Origin of the sequence: Pantoea anthophila (assembly GCF_006494375.1) — a bacterium.
GTDB lineage: Bacteria > Pseudomonadota > Gammaproteobacteria > Enterobacterales > Enterobacteriaceae > Pantoea > Pantoea anthophila.
Genome location: NZ_VHIZ01000056.1, coordinates 223,699 through 242,572, shown reverse-complemented (window position 1 = coordinate 242,572; position 18,874 = coordinate 223,699). Strand labels below are relative to the sequence as shown.

General features: G+C 58.6%; 17 protein-coding genes. 12 read left to right on the top strand and 5 right to left on the bottom strand.

The features are described 5' to 3' along the window. Window positions 1-31: 31 nt before the first annotated feature. Window positions 32-1,015 carry an arabinose ABC transporter substrate-binding protein gene (locus FJW00_RS18440; protein WP_009090326.1) on the bottom strand — a complete coding sequence of 328 codons (984 nt, stop codon included), beginning with the start codon at window positions 1,013-1,015 and terminating at the stop codon, window positions 32-34. Window positions 1,016-1,380: 365 nt separating this feature from the next. Between FJW00_RS18440 and FJW00_RS18435 the strand changes: the two genes are divergently transcribed. From FJW00_RS18435 to FJW00_RS18425, 3 genes are all read left to right on the top strand, one after another. After that, complete coding sequence (locus FJW00_RS18435) at window positions 1,381-3,084, top strand: ribulokinase (RefSeq protein WP_140925268.1); 1,704 nt, start codon at window positions 1,381-1,383, stop codon at window positions 3,082-3,084. 191 nt (window positions 3,085-3,275) lie between these two features. Further along, complete coding sequence (gene araA / locus FJW00_RS18430) at window positions 3,276-4,775, top strand: L-arabinose isomerase (protein WP_009090330.1); 1,500 nt, start codon at window positions 3,276-3,278, stop codon at window positions 4,773-4,775. Window positions 4,776-5,530: 755 nt separating this feature from the next. Next, window positions 5,531-5,794 (top strand): GNAT family N-acetyltransferase, encoded by a 264-nt coding sequence (locus FJW00_RS18425; RefSeq protein ID WP_373682551.1) that lies wholly within the window; start codon window positions 5,531-5,533, stop codon window positions 5,792-5,794. A 30-nt stretch (window positions 5,795-5,824) separates the two neighbouring features. On the opposite strand, the gene yjfF is transcribed toward FJW00_RS18425, so the two are convergent. From yjfF to ytfQ, 4 genes are all read right to left on the bottom strand, one after another. Continuing rightward, entirely contained in the window at window positions 5,825-6,811 is a 987-nt protein-coding gene (yjfF, locus tag FJW00_RS18420) for a galactofuranose ABC transporter, permease protein YjfF (RefSeq protein ID WP_111209104.1), read from the bottom strand. Beyond that, the gene (gene ytfT / locus FJW00_RS18415) at window positions 6,808-7,824 is read right to left on the bottom strand and encodes a galactofuranose ABC transporter, ATP-binding protein YtfT (RefSeq protein ID WP_009090336.1); all 1,017 of its coding nucleotides are present in this window, start codon (window positions 7,822-7,824) and stop codon (window positions 6,808-6,810) included. Before ytfT ends, yjfF begins: the two co-directional genes overlap by 4 nt. Beyond that, complete coding sequence (locus FJW00_RS18410) at window positions 7,817-9,337, bottom strand: sugar ABC transporter ATP-binding protein (RefSeq protein WP_009090337.1); 1,521 nt, start codon at window positions 9,335-9,337, stop codon at window positions 7,817-7,819. Before FJW00_RS18410 ends, ytfT begins: the two co-directional genes overlap by 8 nt. A gap of 63 nt (window positions 9,338-9,400) precedes the next feature. Beyond that, the gene (gene ytfQ / locus FJW00_RS18405) at window positions 9,401-10,357 is read right to left on the bottom strand and encodes a galactofuranose ABC transporter, galactofuranose-binding protein YtfQ (protein WP_046101772.1); all 957 of its coding nucleotides are present in this window, start codon (window positions 10,355-10,357) and stop codon (window positions 9,401-9,403) included. A 685-nt stretch (window positions 10,358-11,042) separates the two neighbouring features. Between ytfQ and ydgT the strand changes: the two genes are divergently transcribed. The 9 genes from ydgT (at window position 11,043) to nth (ending at window position 18,729) form a co-directional block, all read left to right on the top strand. Then, window positions 11,043-11,258 carry a transcription modulator YdgT gene (gene ydgT, locus FJW00_RS18400; protein WP_046101771.1) on the top strand — a complete coding sequence of 72 codons (216 nt, stop codon included), beginning with the start codon at window positions 11,043-11,045 and terminating at the stop codon, window positions 11,256-11,258. 109 nt (window positions 11,259-11,367) lie between these two features. Next, window positions 11,368-11,811 (top strand): DUF2569 domain-containing protein, encoded by a 444-nt coding sequence (locus FJW00_RS18395; RefSeq protein ID WP_009090340.1) that lies wholly within the window; start codon window positions 11,368-11,370, stop codon window positions 11,809-11,811. Between the two features lie 123 nt (window positions 11,812-11,934). Then, window positions 11,935-12,516, top strand: a complete 582-nt coding sequence (gene rsxA, locus FJW00_RS18390; protein WP_003853423.1) for an electron transport complex subunit RsxA — start codon at window positions 11,935-11,937, stop codon at window positions 12,514-12,516. Beyond that, entirely contained in the window at window positions 12,516-13,094 is a 579-nt protein-coding gene (gene rsxB / locus FJW00_RS18385) for an electron transport complex subunit RsxB (protein WP_009090345.1), read from the top strand. The genes rsxA and rsxB overlap by 1 nt, the downstream gene beginning before the upstream one ends. Then, window positions 13,087-15,708: an electron transport complex subunit RsxC gene (gene rsxC, locus FJW00_RS18380; RefSeq protein ID WP_140925264.1), complete on the top strand. Its 2,622-nt coding sequence runs from the start codon at window positions 13,087-13,089 to the stop codon at window positions 15,706-15,708. The genes rsxB and rsxC overlap by 8 nt, the downstream gene beginning before the upstream one ends. Beyond that, window positions 15,709-16,767 carry an electron transport complex subunit RsxD gene (gene rsxD / locus FJW00_RS18375; protein ID WP_140925262.1) on the top strand — a complete coding sequence of 353 codons (1,059 nt, stop codon included), beginning with the start codon at window positions 15,709-15,711 and terminating at the stop codon, window positions 16,765-16,767. It begins immediately after the preceding gene. A 3-nt stretch (window positions 16,768-16,770) separates the two neighbouring features. Next, window positions 16,771-17,403 carry an electron transport complex subunit RsxG gene (gene rsxG, locus FJW00_RS18370; RefSeq protein WP_140925260.1) on the top strand — a complete coding sequence of 211 codons (633 nt, stop codon included), beginning with the start codon at window positions 16,771-16,773 and terminating at the stop codon, window positions 17,401-17,403. Further along, window positions 17,396-18,100 carry an electron transport complex subunit E gene (locus FJW00_RS18365; protein ID WP_009090356.1) on the top strand — a complete coding sequence of 235 codons (705 nt, stop codon included), beginning with the start codon at window positions 17,396-17,398 and terminating at the stop codon, window positions 18,098-18,100. Before rsxG ends, FJW00_RS18365 begins: the two co-directional genes overlap by 8 nt. Beyond that, complete coding sequence (nth, locus tag FJW00_RS18360) at window positions 18,097-18,729, top strand: endonuclease III (RefSeq protein ID WP_009090357.1); 633 nt, start codon at window positions 18,097-18,099, stop codon at window positions 18,727-18,729. The genes FJW00_RS18365 and nth overlap by 4 nt, the downstream gene beginning before the upstream one ends. The last annotated feature ends 145 nt before the right edge of the window (window positions 18,730-18,874 follow it).

Below are 18,874 nucleotides of genomic sequence, written 5' to 3'. Positions count from 1 at the left end.
CCAGGCGGCGAAACGCCTGGCAGGCTCAGGGTTACATCAGTCCTTTTTTCGCCAGTTCAGTTTTGAAGTTGTCACGGGTGATCAGCACCACATCGGTGACCTCAGTGAATTTCGCCGGCTCTTCGCCTTTGCTCACCCAGTTGTAGAGCATCTGGCTGCTCTTATAACCATGGATATCCGGGCTTGGCAGCAGCGAGCCGTAGAAGCCGGTCGCTTTGTCTTTCGACAGTTCACTGACCGCATCCACGCCGTTAATACCGATGCCGATGACGTCAGCCGCTTTAAAGCCCTGACCTTCCGTCGCGCGCACGCCGCCCAGCACGGTGTTGTCGTTCATGCCAACAATCAGCCAGTGTTTGACTTCAGGATGCTGCACCAGCAGGGAGTTACCGGCGTCAAAGGCGCCAGGGATGTCGTTGGATTTGGTCGGAACCTGATAGATCTGAGCGGCCGGGAAGCCCGCAGCTTTGATGGCGTCCATCGATCCGCCGGTACGACGGCGTGCGGTATCCAGTTCGTTGGCGGTAATCGCCATCACGCCGGTGGTTTTCACATCCCAGCCGCGCTTCTGCATCTCTTTATAAAGCTCCTGCCCCTGACGCTCGCCGATTTTGGTGGCGGCCATCATCACCAGCGGCACGGTATCCATCGGTTTGCCTTTGGCGGTCACAAACTGATCGTCTACGGCAATGACTTTCAGGCCGTAGCCCCGCGCTTTCGCCATGATGGCGGAGCCCAGCTTGGGATCGGGCGTACAGATAACGAAGCCTTTCGCGCCGTTTGCGGCAAGGCTGTCGATAGCATTCAGGGTTTTTTCACCATCCGGGACGGCAATTTTGATGACGTCGAAGCCGAGATCTTTGCCGGCTTTATCGGCAAATTTCCACTCCGTCTGGAACCAGGGTTCTTCTGGTTGCTTGACTAAAAAACCCAGCTTCATGGTCTCGGCGATAGCGGATTGTGACATAACCGCTGCCAGGCCGATGGCCGCGAATGCTTTAGTGAATTTATGCATGATGCTCTCCGGTACCAGGTTATTTTTCGCTGCTCATAACGAATCGGTGTAAGCGCTACCAGTTGGTCTTGTTTTGAGGGTACAGCCATAAATCAGTGCGTTAGGTTGCTATGTGTTGTCAGCCTGTCCAGACGCTGGGCTAGTTTTAGCGGTATTGGCGGAGAAAAATGTAGAGCGGTATCACATCTTAAAATCACGACAAAATGATCCATATATTCAGCAAATTTAACCGGAGCTTAACTTTTGCAATGGATCACAAAATCACTGCCGATGGCAGGAAAGTGCATATTGTCAGCCAGCCATGACTAACTGTTCCGGCGCGCCGAACCCAGGATACAGGAGTTAACTAACTACAGGAGATTCCGATGCGTGCTGGAGCCATCACCCTTGGGCTGGACTTTGGTAGTGATTCGGTGCGTGCGCTGGCCGTCGATTGTCACAGCGGCAGCGAGCTGCAGAGTGCGGTGTGCAGCTACCCGCGCTGGCAGCAGGGTCTGTACAGCGATCCGCACACCAATCGTTTTCGTCACCATCCACAGGATTACATCGACGCCATGGAGCAGGCGCTGCTCGGCGTACTGAACGCCCTGAGCGAAGATCAGCGCAACGCCGTCGTCGGCATTGGCGTCGACAGCACCGGTTCGACCCCGGCGCCCATCGATCGCGACGGCAATGTACTGGCGCTGCGCCCGGAGTTCGCTGACAACCCCAACGCGATGTTTGTGCTGTGGAAAGATCACACCGCAATAGAAGAAGCGGAAGAGATCAATCAGCTCTGTCACAGCGGCCGTTTCACGGATTACAGCCGCTATATCGGCGGCATCTACTCCTCTGAATGGTTCTGGGCAAAGATTCTGCACGTGTCGCGGGAAGATGCGGCGGTGCGTGACGCGGCGGTCTCCTGGGTGGAGCTGTGTGACTGGGTGCCTGCCCTGTTAAGCGGCACGACCGCGCCCGACAGACTGCGGCGTGGCCGCTGCGCAGCCGGGCATAAAGCCCTGTGGCATGGCGACTGGAACGGCCTGCCGGATGTGGATTTCCTCAACGCGCTGGATCCGCTGTTAACGCAACAGCTGGACTCGCCTCTCTTCACTGAGACCTGGACCGCCGATCTGCCGGTCGGCACGCTCAGCCCGGAATGGGCGCAGCGTCTGGGGCTGACGCAGACCGTCACGCTCTCCGGTGGCGCGTTTGACTGCCATATGGGCGCGGTCGGAGGCGGTGCCAGACCTTACACCCTGGTGAAAGTGATCGGCACATCAACCTGCGACATCCTGATCGCTGACAGCGAAAAGGTCGGCTATCGCGATATCAAAGGCATCTGTGGTCAGGTGGATGGCAGCGTGATACCGGGAGCGATTGGGCTGGAGGCGGGTCAGTCCGCCTTTGGTGATATCTACGCCTGGTTCAGCCGGTTACTGGGCTGGCCGCTGCAACAGGCGGCTGAGCGTCACCCTGAGCTGAAACCTCAGCTGGCGGAGATGCAAAAGAGTCTGATTAAAGATCTGACCGACGCCTGGGCTGCTAATCCGCAGCTCGACCATCTGCCGGTGGTGCTGGACTGGTTCAACGGTCGCCGCACGCCGAATGCCAATCAGCGGCTGAAAGGGGTGATTACCGATCTGAATCTGGGTACCGATGCCCCGGCGCTGTTTGGCGGTCTGGTCGCGGCGACGGCATTTGGTGCGCGCGCCATTATGGAGTGCTTCGAGCAGCAGCAGATCCCCGTCGAGAGCATTCTGACGCTGGGCGGCATCGCGCGGAAATCTCCGGCGATTATGCAGGCCTGCTGTGACGTGATGAACCGGCCACTGGATATTGTCGCCTCTGATGAGTGCTGTGCGCTGGGTGCGGCCATTTTCGCCGCCGTCGCTGCCGGTGTTCACGCCAGCGTTGCCGAGGCGCAGCTGGTGATGGCCAGCCCGATCGCCGTCACGCTGCAACCCGATCCGGCGCGTGTCGCCCGCTATCAGCAACTCTATCAACGCTATCAACAATGGTGCGTGACGGCTGAACCGCAGTACGCCGCCCGCCCCGCTTCCGCTACGAGCCTGGACCAACAGGCGTAATTGTTGCAGGCAGCCTGTACCCGGACAGCGCGGAACAAGCAGGCGTACACGGAGTACGTGAGGATTACTCGCTGTGCTCGCCCGCACTTCAGGGCGTTCAGGTTGCTAAAGCAGCTGTGTGAGCACTGCCCGGGTTCAGACTGACAAATAAATTAGCCTATTAGGTAGGCGCAAAGTAAAGGAGTGGTTTTATGGAACAGTCAAACAGCTACAGCGTGTGGTTTGTCATCGGCACGCAGCACCTCTACGGGCCGGAAACGTTACGCCAGGTTGAACAGCATGCGCGTCAGGTCGTCGAGGGCCTGAATCAGTCCGGGTTACCGCTGCGCCTTGAGCTTAAACCGCTGGTGAAATCACCGGATGAAGCGCTGTCCCTGTGTCGCGACGCTAACTATGACCAGCAGTGCGCCGGCATCATTACCTGGCTGCACACGTTCTCTCCGGCCAAAATGTGGATTGGCGGCCTGAGCGTGCTGAATAAGCCTCTGCTGCAATTTCATACCCAGTTCAATGCGGAGATCCCGTGGGACAGCATGGACATGGATTTTATGAACCTGAACCAGACGGCGCACGGCGGTCGTGAGTTCGGTTTTATCGGTGCCCGCATGGGTCTGCAGCACAGCGTGGTGACCGGACACTGGCAGGATAGCGCCAGCCAGCAGCGTCTGGGCAACTGGATGCGTGCAGCCCTGGCGAAGCAGGCCAGTCAGCAGCTGAAAGTGGCGCGTTTTGGCGACAACATGCGTGAAGTGGCCGTGACCGAAGGCGATAAGGTCGCCGCACAGATTCAGTTCGGTTATTCGGTGAATGGCTGGGGCGTGGGCGATCTGGTTGAGGTGATCAATGGCGTCAGCGATGGCGATGTGAATGCGCTGATCGACGAGTATGAAAGCCTCTACCGCTTTTCCGATGTCGCCGCCGCCGGTGGTGAAAAGCGTCAGAACGTGCTGGATGCGGCTCGTATCGAGCTGGGTCTGAAGCAGTTCCTTGAAGCGGAAGGCTGCCACGCTTTTACCACCAACTTCCAGACCCTGCATGGCATGACCCAGTTACCGGGTCTGGCGGTGCAGCGTTTGATGGGTCAGGGGTATGGTTTTGCGGGTGAAGGCGACTGGAAGACCGCTGCGCTGCTGCGTATTTTCAAGGTTCTGGCTGGCGATCGCAAAGGTGGCACCTCATTTATGGAGGATTACACCTATCACTTCTCACCCGGCAACGACCTGGTGCTCGGCTCACACATGCTGGAGGTCTGCCCGTCGATCGCCATTGAAGAGAAGCCGCTGATCGATGTGCAGTTCCTGGGCATTGGTAATAAAGCTGACCCGGCGAGGATGATCTTCTCCACCCCGGCCGGTCGTGCGATTAATGCCAGCGTGATCGATATGGGCGACCGTTTCCGTCTGCTGGTGAACGTGGTCGATGCGATTGAACAGCCGAAACCGCTGCCGAAATTGCCGGTTGCCCGTGCCCTCTGGAAAGCGCAGCCCTCACTGGCGACCGCATCTGAAGCGTGGATTCTCGGGGGTGGCGCACACCATACGGTCTTCAGCCAGGCGCTGACGCTCGACGACATGTATCTGTACGGCGAGATGAACGATATCGAGGTGCTGGTGATTGATGAGCACACCCGCCTGCCTGCGTTTAAAGACGCGCTGCGCTGGAACGAGGCGTACTACCGGTTAAAACGTTAATGAGTGATTCGTGGCGCTTTGCATCTCTCCAAAAGAGAGATGCAGGGCCCGGAAGCCGTCGTATGTCAAAAACCAGTGCTATTCAGTCGGGAATGGCGGGCGTTCCGTAAAGTCGCCGTAAATACCTCCCTGTAGGCTCGGCCGCCGCATCCATGCGGCGGACGCTTTACTCCACTACCCGCCATCCCCTCCTTTTTGTGACATCTAAGCGAATAATTCACAACTAATAGCATCTGGTGAATAAGCAAACTCATGTGTTGGATGCTTTACTCCATTACTCTCCATTCCCTCACTCAACGCAATTTCGCACGGATTTCTCTCAGCAATCATCAAGCCCAACCGGGAAGGAATGGTATGCCTGAAGAGCAAAGCGTCCGCGCCAGGGATGGCGCGGCCGATCCGCATGGATGCGGGAATCCTTTGCGATCAGGCATACCTTTCCTGACCTTGCACCTGCCATTAACAGCGACGCCTTTTCGTGCCATAAGCGCACAATCCCGTGCTTTTCAGTCGGAAATAATGGGCGCTCCGTAAAGTCGCCGTAAATACATCCCTGTAGGCTCGGCCGCCGGACGACTCGCCTCATCCCTGAGGCTCGCCCGCAAGCGGGCCAACGCTTCGCATTGTTCAAAAACGCTCCGGGCGTTTTTGTCCATGCGGCGGACGCTTTACTCCACTGCCCATCATTCCCTCCTTTATGTGGTATTTGAGCTTGTCTTTAAAAGCTAAATACCAGGGCCGCATTCTGCAGCGTTATTCGTTATGAACTGGATGACATTGCGGCAAGGGAATACTGGCTGGGTGAGGTCGTGACAGACAAAAAATTCCGCGGCCAGGGCGTGGCAAAGGCACTGATTCAGCAGACGATTGCACGTGCCAGACAACAGCAGATCGCTGAACTCTGGCTCTATACTCCCGATCAGCAGGCGTACTATCAGCGTTCAGGATGGCAGGCGGTGGAGCAGCGGCACATAGCCGGAGAAGAGGTGACCGTGATGGTGCTTAACCTTGCGCAGTAACGGGCGGCTACTGTGAGCCGCCCTCTCATATCAGGAACTCAATCGCTTAACCGGTGCGTTCTGCTGACGATCCCAGATCACCGTCAGTAACCGCTGCAGGGCGATAAAGGCAAACAGCAGAATCCCGATGGCGATTTTGGTCCACCAGGAACTCAGCGTGCCGTCGAAATTTATCCATGTCTGAATCAGCCCCTGAATCAACACACCAAACAGCGTGCCTAATACCGTGCCGACACCGCCTGACAACAGCGTGCCGCCAATCACTACCGACGCGATCGCATCCAGCTCTACCCCCAGCCCGGCCAGCGCATAGCCTGCTGAGGTATAGATCGAAAACACAATCCCGGCCAGCGTGGCCAGCGTGGTGGAAAGCATATAGATCTTAATGGTGGTGGCGCGCGTCGACACCCCCATCAGCTGCGCCGATGTCAGATTGCCGCCGATGGCGTAAACCCGATTACCAAAGCGGGTGCGGTGTGCCAGAATAATCCCGCCCACCACCACCAGCAGCATAATCACCGCCAGCAGACTCAGCCGCCCGCCGCCCGGTATTTTCCACGCCAGACCCGACAGCATTGTGTAAAACGGATGATCGATGGGAATCGAATTCTCGGACACCAGATAGCTGCATCCGCGCAGGAAAAACATCCCTGCTAACGTAATAATAAAAGCCGGGATCTTCAGCGCATCGATCAGCCAGCCCATCATGGCACCAAACAGCGCCCCCAGCGCCAGAATCAGCGCAAACGCCAGCAGCGGATTGACATGAAAATCGCCAATTGCCCGCGCCAGAAAGACGCCGGTAAAGGCGATCACCGCGCCGACTGACAGATCGATACCCCCCGATAAAATCACGAAGGTCATTCCCACCGCGATAATGCCCAGAAACGCATTGTCGGTCAGAATGTTGCAAATCACCCGGGTTGAGGCAAAGCCCGGAAACTGCGTCAGGCAAAACAGGTAACCCGCAACAAACACCAGCAAGGTGATCATCAGCGGAAGATGACGTTTGATCATGTCGGCCGTCTCCGTTTCAACATCGCAATAAACCGCGGTGACTGCAGCAACAGCACGCACATCACCACCACCGCTTTCACCACCTGGTTCAGCTCAGGCGGGAAGCCGGAGAGCAGAATCCCGGTGTTCATCGACTGAATGATCAGCGCCCCAATCAGCGACAGCACCAGATTAAAACGACCGCCCATCAGCGAGGCTCCGCCAATCACCACGGCCAGAATCGCATCCAGCTCCAGCCATAAACCGGCGTTGTTCGCATCCGCTCCGCGAATATCGGCCGCCACAATCAGCCCCGCCACAGCGGCACAGACACCGCTGATCGCGTAGGTCGACATCACCACCAGCCAGCCTGTCACCCCGGCATTGCGGGCCGCGCGCAGGTTGATCCCAACCGCTTCGATGAACAGACCCAGCGCGGTCTTGCGCGTCAGCAGCCACACCGCCAGCGCCACGACCAGCGTAATCCAGACCGGCACCGGCAACATCCACAGCGCGCCGTTGCCAAACCAGCCCAGACTGTCGCTGTCGAAGGTCACAATCTGCCCCTGGGTAATCAACTGGGCGATACCCCGTCCGGCCACCATCAGGATCAGCGTGGCGACAAACGGCTGAATGCGCAGCAGCGCCACCAGCACCCCGTTCCACACGCCGCAGGCCAGCCCGGTTCCCAGCGTGGCAAGGATGATAAACGGCACCCCGTGACCGGCTACGGTCAGCGTCGCGGCGGTTGCGCCGGCTATCGCCATCACCGCACCCACGGAAAGATCGATGCCGCCGGTAGCGATCACCAGCGTCATACCAATCGCCAGCAAGGCGACGGGCGCCGCGCGGTTCAGGATATCGATCGGGCTGCCGAACAGACGCCCCTCCTGCAGATGCACGGCAAAAAAGTTATTCGCCACCAGACTGTCAATCAACAGCACCAGCAGCAGCGCCGCAATCTGCGGCATCCCCTGCGGCAGCTTCAGCTTGCGACGCGGCGTTTTTTCAGAAGTCATAGGAGACTCAAGCATGTTTTACTCCTCCGTCAGCGATGGCATTGACAATCGACGCGACCGAAAGCTGCTCCAGGGGGATTTCTGCCACCTGCTTCAGATCGCGCATGATCAACACCCGATCGGCATAGCCCACCAGCTCTTCGAGTTCAGAGGAGATCACCAGCAGCGCCAGACCGTCGGCGCACAGGGATTCGATTAAACGGATAATCTCGGCGTGCGCGCCCACATCAATGCCGCGCGTCGGCTCGTCGAGGATCAAAAACTGCGGTTTCGTCACCAGCCAGCGCGACAGCAGCACCTTCTGCTGGTTGCCGCCCGATAACAGCTCTACCGGCTGCTCCGCGTGCGGTGTGCGGATGCCCAGACTTTTAATGAAACGATCAGCAATCGCCTGCTGCTCGCGCTTTTTAATCGGGCGTAGCCAGCCACGCTGCGCCTGCAACGCCAGGATAATGTTTTCGCGAACCGAGGCCGCGCCAATAATCCCGTCGGTCTTCCGATCCTCCGGGCAAAAACCCATTCCCAGCTGTGAGGCTCTGGCCGGGTTGGTAATGCGCTGCACCTTACCTTTGATCTTCGCCGTGCCGCGATCGGCGCGCCGGATGCCAAACAGCACTTCAGCGGTTTCGGTGCGTCCGGATCCTAACAGCCCCGCCAGCCCGACCACTTCGCCGGGGCGGACCGCCAGATTAAAGGGTTCAATGGTGCCTTTTCTGCCGTAATCTTCAAACGAGACGACCGGCTGATTGCTGCGCAGCGTGCTGCCCTGCCGCTGCAGCGCCGTCTCCAGCAGTTCGCGTCCCAGCATCAGCTTGATCAGCTCAATCTGCGGCAGCGTGGCGGTATCGCGGGTGGCAATAAACTGACCGTTGCGCAGCACGGTAATCCGATCGGTAATGCGGTACACCTGGTCGAGAAAGTGGGTAACAAAAATCAGGCTCATCCCGCGGGCTTTCAGCTGCGCCATCAGGGTAAAAAGCATCTCCACCTCGCTGGCGTCCAGGCTGGCCGTTGGCTCATCCAGAATCAGCACCTGCGCCGAAAGATCGACCGCCCGACAGATCGCGATAATCTGCTGCATCGCCACCGAATAGTGGCCCAGCGGACGGGTGACATCGAGCGAAAAACCGTAATTGCGCATCAGCGCATCGGCATCACGCACCATCCGGCGGCGATCGATCATACCGAAACGCCGTGGTTCACGGCCAATATAGAGGTTATCCGCCACCGACATGTTCGGCAGCATATTCACTTCCTGATAGACGGTGCCAATGCCCATCTCCTGCGCCTGCGCGGTGTTGTGCGGCGTAATCGCCTCGCCATTCAGGACGATGGTGCCGGCATCCCGGCTGTAGACGCCGGTCAACACTTTGATCAGGGTCGATTTACCGGCACCGTTCTCACCCAGCAGCGCCATGATCTCCCCTTTGCGGATATCAAAGGAGACGTTGTTCAGTGCTTTGACGCCGGGAAACCCTTTGCTGACGCCGCTGATGGACAGCAGCGGTGCTTCATTTTGCGTGGTCATTCTGCTCACTCCGCCTGGTCATAAAAAACCGCCCCACAGGGCGGTCTGCGGCTGGTCTGCGGATCAGTAGCCCATGCCTTTTTTCCTCTCCAGCTCCTTCTCAGCGTCAGCAGGCAGGAACAGTTTCGACTCGGTCTTGATCACTTTTGGCGGCAGCGTGCCATCTTTTTTGAATTTCTCCAGCGCATCAAACGCCGGGCCAGCCATGTTCGGCGTCAGCTCCACGTTGGCATTTGCCTCACCCGCCAGCATCGCTTTGTAGATATCCGGCACCCCGTCAATCGAGCCGGTCAGGATATCTTTGCCCGGTTTCAGACCCGCCTCTTTAATGGCCTGAATGGCACCGATCGCCATATCATCGTTATGCGCATAGACCATGCAGATATTCTTGCCGTTGTTCTCCGCCTTGATGAAGCTCTCCATCACCTCTTTACCTTTACTGCGGGTAAAGTCACCGGACTGGGAACGGATCACTTTAATGTTTGGATGGTTGCTGATCGCTTCAGCAAAGCCTTTCTTGCGATCGATCGCGACGCTGGCCCCGACGGTGCCCTGCAGTTCCACCACGTTACACTGCTTGTCGCCGACGGTTTTCACCAGCCAGTCACCGATCAGCTTGCCCTCCAGCACGTTATCCGCCGTAACCACCGCCTGATAAAGCGACTTGTCTTTCACGACGATGGCCCGGTCCAGCAGATAGACCGGAATTTTGGCGTCTTTGGCTTCTTCCAGCACCGGTTCCCAGCCCGTCTGCACCACTGGCGCGATGAAGATGGCATCCACGCCCTGCGCGATGAATGAACGTACGGCCTTGATCTGATTCTCCTGCTTCTGCTGTCCGTCGGCGATTTTCAGGGTGATGCCGCGTTTTTTCGCTTCGCTTTTCGCCACATTGGTTTCCGCCGAGCGCCAGCCAGATTCTGAACCGACCTGCGAGAAGCCGACCGTCATGTCTGCCGCGAGCACCGGGCCGGTTAATGCGGCGCTGACCAGCGTGGTCAGAAGTAAACGTTTCCACATAGTTTTCATTCCTCTGAAGGGCGTTTGCTGTTTAGGGTAGAGAGCACGCTTAGCCTGGACTAAAAAAGGGTGCATAATGGCGACGCGCCTCACAAAACAGAGCAATTTAAAGGAGTTACGTGTAACGGCAGGGGGTTGCTGGCCGTGGCGTTATGGAGAGAACTGCTGAGAAATAAAAACTTTGCGGTTAAATAATTGTAATAAACAGAATCGCTTATGTGTAATGGCGCTGGAAACGATTACAGCCAGGCGTACAAAACGGGTTATAACGCTGAGCTGCAACAAAAAACAGGTTTTGTGACTGCCCGCACAGTCGCCTGCTGACACTGTCCGTGAGCGAAACGTTTCTCTGACGACAGCGAAGAGGTTCAGGATAACGCTGGAGTAAAAACCACGAAAAAAAGCCACTGACAGGGGATTCGCTCCGGGAGCGCAAAAACCGGCTTTTATCGTGGCAGGCAAAGCGGTTTTTTGCCGGTTCTGCCGTTGAGGATGAAACATTCACGCGCAGCCAGAGACGGGATAATGGCTGTGGACTGTGGTAAAAAAATAAAACTACGAATTTTCATTACGTTTACGGTGCGTTAGTCTGATTTTCACCTTTTCTTACCTGCCCGATCTGGACAGGCAAGGCCCGCCCCCTATACTGAGCACTCCTTTGTTACTTCTATCTGTTATGGCAATGATGACTGCGCACGATTACCTGCTTAAATTCCGCAAAGTAAATAATTCAGACAGTCTGGAAAAGCTTTTCGACCACCTCAACTACTCACTGACGAATGATATCGAGATCATCAACATGTATCGGGCTGCCGACCACCGGCGTGCTGAGCTGGTCTCCGGCGGACGCCTGTACGATCTCGGCTGTGTCCCGAAAACAGTGTGGCGTTACGTGGTCTGACTTTCTGCTGTTAACCGCTCTTTTACCCCCTGACCTGTCCGGATGGGCGAGCCCTTCCGGACATGTTATCCTGCTGCGCTTCGACTCTCCGAGACAGGAATAACTCCCGATGAATGAACAGGTTGCTGCGCCACGTATTGGCGGCTGGCTTTTGCTGCCGCTGGCCTGGCTGATAATGACTCTGTTAACCACCGTTCTGGTGCTGGCGATGTATCTCACCCCGCTGTTCAATGCTGAATGGCGTGTGGCGCTCTTTTCGCACGGCAGCACACTCTTCTCCTACTGGGCCATTTCCCTGCTTACGGCCGTGGCGGTCTGGGCCTACAGCCTCTGGATCAGCTGGCTGTTCTTCAAGCGGTCGCATCGCCTGCCGCGTCACTACCTGCTCTGGCTGCTGATTACGGTGCTGTTAGCGCTGAAAACCTTTGCGTTCACGCCGGTTGCCGACAGCCGTGCGCTGCAGACGTTGCTGTTATCGCTGCTGGCCGCTGCGGTTTTCGCGCCCTATTTCAAACGTTCAAAACGGGTGAAAGCGACCTTCATTGCGCCGTAACGCTGTGAGTTATGTCAGGAATTTAATTCTGAGTGCGGTCTGCCGCTCTGCCGATGGCGCGGGTGTTGAGATACGCCGCGCTATCAATGATAATAAGCCGCTTTCTGGCTCCCAGGCGAAAAAATGACCGATTATCTGCTTCTCTTTGTTGGCACCGTGCTGGTAAATAACTTCGTTTTAGTGAAGTTTCTCGGCCTCTGTCCCTTTATGGGCGTTTCCAAAAAACTGGAAACGGCGATTGGCATGGGCCTCGCCACGACTTTCGTGATCACGCTGGCCTCGATCTGCGCCTGGCTGGTCAACCATCTGATCCTGCTGCCGCTGGATCTGGTCTATCTGCGTACCATGGCCTATATCCTGGTGATCGCCGTCGTTGTGCAGTTCACCGAGATGGTGGTGCGTAAAACCAGCCCGTCGCTCTATCGTCTGCTGGGGATCTTTCTGCCGCTGATTACCACCAACTGTGCGGTGCTGGGCGTGCCCCTGCTGAGCGTCAACCTCAACCACACCTTTATGCAGGCCGCGCTCTATGGCTTCAGCGCCTCTATCGGCTTCTCGCTGGTCATGGTGCTGTTCGCCGGTATGCGTGAGCGGCTGGTGCTGGCCAATGTCCCCGCCCCGTTTAAAGGTAACTCCATCGCCCTGATTACCGCGGGCCTGATGGCACTGGCCTTTATGGGCTTCAGCGGGCTGGTGAAATTCTGATGACCGCGATCTGGATTGCTATTGCTGTACTGAGTGCGCTGAGCCTGGTGTTCGGCGGCCTGCTGGGTTACGCCTCGCGCCGCTTTGAGGTGGAAGAGGATCCCATTGTTGAGCAGATTGATGCCGTTCTGCCACAGAGCCAGTGCGGCCAGTGCGGCTATCCTGGCTGCCGTCCCTATGCCGATGCGGTCGGAAACAACGGTGAAGCGATCAACAAGTGCGCGCCGGGCGGTGAGCAGACCATGCTCAAGCTGGCGGCCCTGCTCAACGTTGAACCGCAGCCCATCGATGGCGACGAAACGGCGAAAGAGCCGGTGCGCACCGTGGCCTTTATTGATGAAGCCAACTGTATTGGCTGCACCAAATGTATTCAGGCCTGTCCGGTGGATGCGATTGTCGGGGCCACCCGCGCCATGCACACCGTGCTGAGCGATGTCTGCACCGGCTGCGATCTCTGTGTCGCCCCCTGCCCGACTGACTGCATCGAAATGCGTCCGGTTGCCACCACGCCAGCTAACTGGAAGTGGGATTTGAATACCATTCCTGTACGGGTGATCCCGGTAGAAACTCATGCTTAATCTGTTTAACTTCCTGAAAAAAGAGAAGGTCTGGGATTTTCAGGGCGGCATTCATCCGCCCGAAATGAAAACCCAGTCCAACGGCACGCCGCTGAGCGAACTGCCCCTGCCGGACCGTTTCGTTATTCCGTTAAAACAGCATATCGGCCATGAAGGCGAGATCTGCGTGGCGCCTGGCGATAAGGTGCTGCGCGGTCAGCCGCTGACGTTTGGAACCGGCCGTATGCTGCCGGTTCATGCGCCCACCTCCGGGGTGATTGATGCGATTGGCCAGCATATGACCGCGCATCCTTCCGGTCTGTCCGAACTCTGCATCTTTATGACGCCCGATGGCGAAGATCGCTGGGTGCCGCTCGATCCCCTGCCTGACTATCGCCAGCATCCGCGCGCCGATATCGTGCAGCGCATTCACGATGCGGGCGTGGCGGGCCTGGGTGGCGCGGGCTTCCCGACCGCCACGAAACTGAAAGGTGGCCTGCGCGGGGTAAAAACCCTGATTATCAATGCGGCAGAGTGCGAGCCTTACATCACCGCGGACGATCGCCTGATGCAGGATTATGCCGCCGAGGTGCTGGAAGGCAGCCGCATTCTCGGCTGGGTGCTGCAGGCTGAGCGGGTGCTGATCGGCATCGAAGATAACAAACCCGAAGCGATTGCCGCCCTGAAGCAGGCGCTGGGCAGTGAGCGTGACCTGCAAATCCGGGTGATCCCGACCAAATACCCCTCGGGCGGTGCCAAGCAGCTGACCCGCATCCTGACCGGCAAGGAAGTGCCACACGGCGGGCGCTCAACCGATATCGGCGTGCTGATGCAGAACGTTGGCACCGCGTGGGCGGTGAAGCGCGCCATTATCAACGGCGAACCGATTACCGAGCGCGTGGTCACCCTGACCGGTGAGGCGATTGCTCAGCCGCGTAACGTCTGGAGCCGTCTGGGTACGCCCATCAGTCATCTGCTGCATCAGGTGGGATTCACCCCTGCGCCGCGCCAGATGGTGATCATGGGCGGTCCGCTGATGGGCTTTACCCTGCCGTCGCTGGATGTGCCGGTGGTGAAAATTACTAACTGTATTCTGGCGCCTTCTGCCAGTGAGATGGGCAACAACGACGAAGAGCAGTCCTGCATTCGCTGTTCAGCCTGTGCCGATGCCTGTCCGGCTAAGCTGCTGCCACAGCAGCTCTACTGGTTCAGCCAGGGCGGCGATCACGATAAAGCGCGCGCTCACCATATCGATGACTGCATTGAGTGCGGTGCCTGCGCCTATGTCTGCCCGAGTAACATCCCGCTGGTGCAATATTACCGGCAGGAAAAAGCGGAACTGCGCGCCATCGATCTGGAAGCCAAACGCACGCTGGAAGCGAAAGCGCGCTTTGAAGCGCGTCAGGCGCGACTGGAGCGTGAAAAACAGGCCCGCGAAGCACGCCATGAAGAGGCCAAGCAGCGTGTGGCTCGTACGGATAACGGTGAACTGGCCGCCGCAAAAGCGCGGGTGAACGCGCGTCCGGCTGCCCAGCCGGATGAAGCGACGCTTGAGGCGCAGCGTGAAGCCCGCCATGCGCAGGCGCGTCTGCGTCAGGCCGAGGCGCAGGCTGAAACCCAGCCGGTCACGCGTCAGACCACCGATCCACGTAAAGCGGCGGTAGAAGCGGCGATTGCCCGCGCTAAAGCGAAGAAAGCGGCACAGCCGGAGGCTGAAACAGCGCAACAGGCTGCTGAAGCCACGCCAGACGCACCGGCCGAAACCGACCCGCGCAAGGCCGCCGTGCAGGCTGCCATTGCCCGCGCCAAAGCGAAGAAAGCCGCGCAGGCGGACAATGCGGAAGCGTCCACGCAGGCTGTCACCGACAGCGCCGCAGACGCACCGGCTGAAACCGACCCGCGTAAGGCCGCTGTGCAGGCCGCCATCGCCCGCGCCAAGGCGAAGAAAGCCGCGCAGGCGCACAATGCTGAAGCGTCCACGCAGGCTGTCACTGACGGCGCCGCAGACGCACCGGCTGAAACCGATCCGCGCAAAGCCGCCGTGCAGGCCGCCATCGCCCGCGCCAAAGCGAAGAAAGCCGCGCAGGCGGACAATGCGGAAGCGTCCACGCAGGCTGTCACCGACGGCGCCGCAGACGCACCGGCTGAAACCGATCCGCGTAAGGCCGCCGTGCAGGCCGCCATTGCCCGCGCCAAAGCGAAGAAAGCCGCGCAGGCCGAGAATGCTGAAGCGTCCACGCAGGCTGTCACCGACGGCGCCGCAGACGCACCGGCTGAAACCGATCCGCGTAAGGCCGCCGTGCAGGCCGCCATTGCCCGCGCCAAAGCGAAGAAAGCCGCGCAGGCGCAGCACGCTGAACCCGCTACGCCCGCCACCGACAGCGCCCCTGAGCCCTCACAGGCGGAACAGGAGGCGGACGCCGCGTCACGCGACGCCGCCGCGCTGGCGACCGCCGCGCATTTTGCGGTGGAGAAAGCGGAGCAGGCTCAGGAGCAGGCAAACAATGCGAATGCCGAACCTGAACAGGCACCTGAACTGAATCAACCCGATGATGCGCGCAAAGCCGCTATTGCTGCCGCCATCGCCCGTGCCAAAGCGCGTAAAGCGCAGTCGTCTACGACGCTTGAGGATTAAATGGCTTTTCGTATCGCAAGTTCTCCTTACACCCACAATCGCCGCAGCACCGGCAATATCATGCTGCTGGTGGTGCTGGCTGCGCTGCCCGGTTTTGCCGCACAGTGTTATTTCTTTGGCTACGGCACCCTGTTACAGGTTTTACTGGCGACGCTCACCGCCTGGCTGACTGAAGCGGCGATTCTGCGGCTGCGCAAAGCGCCGGTTGCCAGCACGCTGGCAGATAACTCAGCGCTGCTGACCGCCGTGCTGATCGGCATCAGCCTGCCGCCGCTGGCGCCCTGGTGGCTGGTGGTCGTCGGTACGCTTTTTGCCGTGGTCATTGCGAAACAGCTGTATGGCGGGCTGGGTCAGAACCCCTTTAATCCGGCAATGGTTGGCTATGTGGTGCTGCTGATCTCCTTCCCGGTGCAGATGACCAGCTGGCTGCCGCCCGATACCCTTCAGGCGATCAAACCCAGCCTGCTCGACAGCCTGAGCATGGTTTTCCGCGGGCATACTCTGGCGGGCGATACCATGCAGCAGCTGCAGATGGGTGTGGATGGCATCAGCCAGGCGACCCCGCTGGATACCTTTAAAACCGGCTTACGCGCGGGTCACAGCGCTGAACACCTGCTGGCCCAGCCGATTTACAGCGGCGTGCTGGCGGGTCTCGGCTGGCAGTGGGTCAACGTCGGCTATCTGGCGGGCGGCCTGTTCCTGCTGTGGAAAAAAGCTATCCGCTGGCATATTCCTGCGGCGATGCTGCTGTCGCTGGCCGTCTGCGCCACGCTGGGCTGGTTCTTCTCACCGGACTCGCTCAACAGCCCGCTGATCCACCTGTTCTCCGGTGCCACCATGCTGGGCGCGTTCTTTATTGCGACCGATCCGGTGACAGCCTCAACCACTAACCGGGGCCGCCTGATCTATGGTGCGCTGATTGGCCTGCTGGTGTGGCTGATCCGCAGCTTCGGCGGCTATCCCGATGGCGTCGCCTTTGCCGTGCTGCTGGCGAATATCTGCGTGCCGCTTATCGACTACTACACCCAGCCGCGCGTTTACGGCCATCAGAAGGATTAAGCGATGCTGGAGACGATTCGTAAAAATGGGGTAACGCTGGCGATGTTTGCCGCGATCACCACCGCGGCGACCGCCGTGGTGAACACCGTGACCAAACCCACGGTTGAACATCAGACGCAGTTACAGCAGAAAAACCAGCTGGATCAGGTGGTTCCGACCACGCTTTATGACAATAACATTCAGCAGGATTGTTACGTTGTCACCGATCCGGCACTGGGTAACAGCGCGCCCCATCACCTCTATCTGGCGCGCAAAGGCGATCGGCCGGTGGCTGCCGCACTGGAGACCACTGCGCCTGACGGCTATTCTGGTGCCATACAGATGCTTGTCGGTGCCGATTTCCAGGGTAAAGTACTGGGCGTGCGGGTGATTGAACATCATGAAACGCCCGGTCTGGGCGACAAGATCGAACTGCGGATTTCTGACTGGATCAACAGCTTTAACGGCAAAGTGGTTCAGGGCCCCGGCGATAAGGCCTTTGCTGTGAAAAAAGATGGCGGCGAGTTCGATCAGTTTACCGGTGCCACCATTACCCCGCGCGCGGTGGTCAATGCCACCAAACGCACCGCGCTGTTAATGAAAACGCTGCCGGAGAAACTTTCTTCGTTACCGCAATGTGGAGACGCAAATGAGTGAAGCTAAAAGTCTGCTGGTTGGCGGATTGTGGAAGAACAACTCGGCGCTGGTGCAGCTGCTGGGCCTCTGTCCGCTGCTGGCGGTCACCGCAACGGCCACCAATGCGCTCGGTCTGGGGCTGGCGACCACGCTGGTGCTGACCCTGACCAACAGTTTTATTTCCGCCTCGCGCCGCTGGGTCCCTTCGGAAATCCGCATCCCGATCTACGTGATGATCATCGCTTCGGTGGTGAGCTGCGTGCAGATGCTGATTAACGCCTATGCCTATGGACTCTATCAGTCGCTGGGGATCTTTATCCCGCTGATCGTGACCAACTGCATTGTGGTGGGCCGTGCCGAAGCCGTGGCCTCTAAAAGCAGCATTCCGCTGGCGGCGCTTGATGGTTTCGCCATCGGCATGGGCGCGACCTGCGCCATGGTGGTGCTGGGCTCGCTGCGCGAAATTATCGGCAGCGGCACCCTGTTTAACGGCGCCGATCAGCTGCTGGGGCCGTGGGCAAAATCGCTGCGCATTGAAGTGGTCCATTTTGATTCACCGATGCTGCTGGCCATGCTGCCGCCTGGCGCGTTTATTGGCCTCGGCATGATGCTGGCGGGCAAATACCTGATCGATCAGAAGATGAAGCAGCGTGCGGCACTGCGTGCTGAAGCCGCGGCCAGCGCCGCACCGCAGGGCGCAGCCGGGAAAGCCGTGTGAATCAGACGAAACGCACCGAGATCCTGCGGCGTCTGCAGGAACATAATCCGCATCCGACCACCGAGCTTCACTTCAGCTCGCCGTTTGAACTGCTGATTGCGGTCCTGCTTTCCGCGCAGGCGACCGATGTCAGCGTCAATAAAGCCACCGCGAAACTCTATCCGGTGGCCAACACCCCTGCCGCCATGCTGGCGCTGGGAGTGGATGGCGTGAAGTCCTACATCAAAACTATCGGCCTGTTTAACAGCAAAGCGGAAAACGTCATCAAGACCTGCCGCATTCTGCTGGAACAGCACAACGGCGAGGTGCCGGAAGATCGCGCGGCGCTGGAAGCGCTGCCGGGCGTCGGCCGCAAAACCGCCAACGTGGTACTCAACACCGCCTTTGGCTGGCCAACCATCGCTGTCGACACCCATATCTTTCGCGTCAGCAACCGCACCCGGTTTGCTCCCGGTAAAAACGTGGAAGAGGTCGAACAGAAGCTGCTGAAAGTGGTTCCGGCGGCGTATAAGGTCGATTGTCATCACTGGCTGATTCTGCACGGCCGCTACACCTGCGTGGCGCGCAAACCGCGCTGTGGCTCCTGCCTGATTGAGGATCTCTGCGAGTATCCTGAAAAAACGGACTGACCCGCTGCGGCGGGTTTTTTATCGTCTGATTGCCCTCTGCGTCTCTCTCTGCCACCGCCCTCCCTGCCGTTCTGAATAACGTCACAGTTTGTCGGGTTGTTACCTCGCTGTTGATGATGGAAAATCGCCGCCCCTGACGATAAGA